This window comes from Lactobacillus nasalidis (genome assembly GCF_016587775.1).
GTDB classification, from domain to species: domain Bacteria; phylum Bacillota; class Bacilli; order Lactobacillales; family Lactobacillaceae; genus Lactobacillus; species Lactobacillus nasalidis.
This window is the reverse complement of the sequence record NZ_BOCG01000235.1, coordinates 1-1,698: the sequence shown is the minus strand read 5'-3', so window position 1 is coordinate 1,698 and position 1,698 is coordinate 1. Positions and strand designations below refer to the sequence as shown.

The 1,698-nt window shown below is 52.2% G+C and carries 2 protein-coding genes and 1 pseudogene; 2 read left to right on the top strand and 1 reads right to left on the bottom strand.

Annotation, left to right across the window (positions count from 1 at the left end; translation table 11 throughout):
• Window positions 1-337, bottom strand: a pseudogene (locus lacNas_RS03885) (hypothetical protein); the annotation flags it as partial.
• 251 nt (window positions 338-588) lie between these two features.
• Between lacNas_RS03885 and lacNas_RS03880 the strand changes: the two are divergent.
• Complete coding sequence (locus lacNas_RS03880) at window positions 589-1,143, top strand: cysteine hydrolase family protein (RefSeq protein ID WP_201330744.1); 555 nt, start codon at window positions 589-591, stop codon at window positions 1,141-1,143.
• Window positions 1,144-1,204: 61 nt separating this feature from the next.
• A partial coding sequence (locus tag lacNas_RS03875) for a beta/alpha barrel domain-containing protein (RefSeq protein WP_507762770.1) occupies window positions 1,205-1,698 on the top strand: 494 nt, incomplete at its 3' end.

Below are 1,698 nucleotides of genomic sequence, written 5' to 3'. Positions count from 1 at the left end.
CACTGCCCTGGCCCAAGCCGTCTGCTGTTGGCAAAAGCATCCCCGGCAGCTTGGCCCGCAATTGGCTGGTCAAAGTCCCGATCCGGTCTGCACTCGTGCTTGTGCTTTGGCTACTGGAAGCCGCCGACTTAGAGCTGGTCTGGCTTGAGGACGATTTTGCCGAACTGGACGCGGATTTAGCCGCGGACTTAGAGCTGGCCTGGCTTGACGCCTTTTTCGCGCTCTCTGCCTGGCTGGATTGACTGGTCTGGCTACTGCTCTGGCTTTGGCTTCCGCAGCCGGCAAGCAGGCTTGCTGCCAGCAGAAGCAGACCCAAAGTTTTCTCGTTCTTCTTCATTTTTTACACTCTTTCTTTATTAATAATTATCCTGCTTTCCTCCCTCAATTATAGATCTTCGCGGCCTTTTCATAAAGAATTACCCGTTTTCTGCGGGTAAAAATTGTTTAATTGCCGTAAATCTTCTGAAAAAACTTGCAAAATAACTTTTTATGGAGTAAAGTTGACGTCAAGCGAGTAAAAGTTAATTTTACTTTTTATTTTTATCTTGTTTTAGGTAAGTTATACTTTTAACAAAAAGGAACGAAAAAATGGAAAATGAAGCACTCCTGATCATTGACTACACCAATGACTTCGTGGACGACAAAGGCGCCCTGACCTGCGGGAAACCGGCCCAGGCCTTGGCTGACCAGATCGTCAGCCTGGCCGACCAGTTCTTGGCCGCTGGCAAGTGGGTCATCCTGCCGACCGACAAGCACTTTAAGGGCAACCCCTACCATCCGGAAACCAAGCTCTTCCCGCCCCACAATCTGCCAAATACTTGGGGCCGGGAGTTCTACGGACCCCTGCAAACTTGGTATAATAAACATCAAGACGACGAGCACGTCCTTGTCTTGGACAAGTCGCGCTACTCCGCCTTCTGCGCGACCGGCCTGGACCTGTTCCTGCGCGAGCGCCAGGTTCGCCGGGTGCACCTGGCCGGGGTCTGCACGGACATCTGCGTCCTGCACACGGCCATGGATGCCTACAACCATGGCTACGAGATCACGGTGCACGAAAAGGCGGTTGCCGCTTTAAACGACGCGGGGCAAGAATGGGCACTGAACCACTTCAAGTCCTGCCTGGGCGCTGAAGTCGTCGACTAATTAATATCGTTACTTTTTTACTTTTACCAGTTATATTTTTGAGAAAGCAGATTTTTACACTATGTCTTTATCACACGCGTTAATTACTGACCTGTACGAATTCTCAATGGCTAACGGCTACTTTGAAACCCTGCCAAGAGATACCGAAGCCGTCTTCGACGTCTTTTACCGGACCGTTCCAGACAACGGCAGCTTCGTCGTCTCCGCTGGCTTGGAACAAGTCGTTGAACAGCTGCGGGGCTTCCACTACACCAAGGAAGACATCGACTACCTGAAGTCCCTCAAGCTCTTCAGCGATGAATTCATTTCCTACCTGGAAACCATGACCTTCGACTGCGTCGTTTACGCGATTCCAGAAGGCACCCCAGTCTTCCCGCGGGTGCCGATTTTGACGGTCAAGGGGCCGCTGATCCAATGCCAATTGCTGGAAACCTTCGTTTTGAACCTGATCAACCACCAGTCCCTGATCGCGACCAAGTCCCGCCGGATCAACCTGGCCGCTGCTGGCCGGCCGGTCATGGAATTTGGTGCCCGCCGGGCCCAAGGCCCGGACGC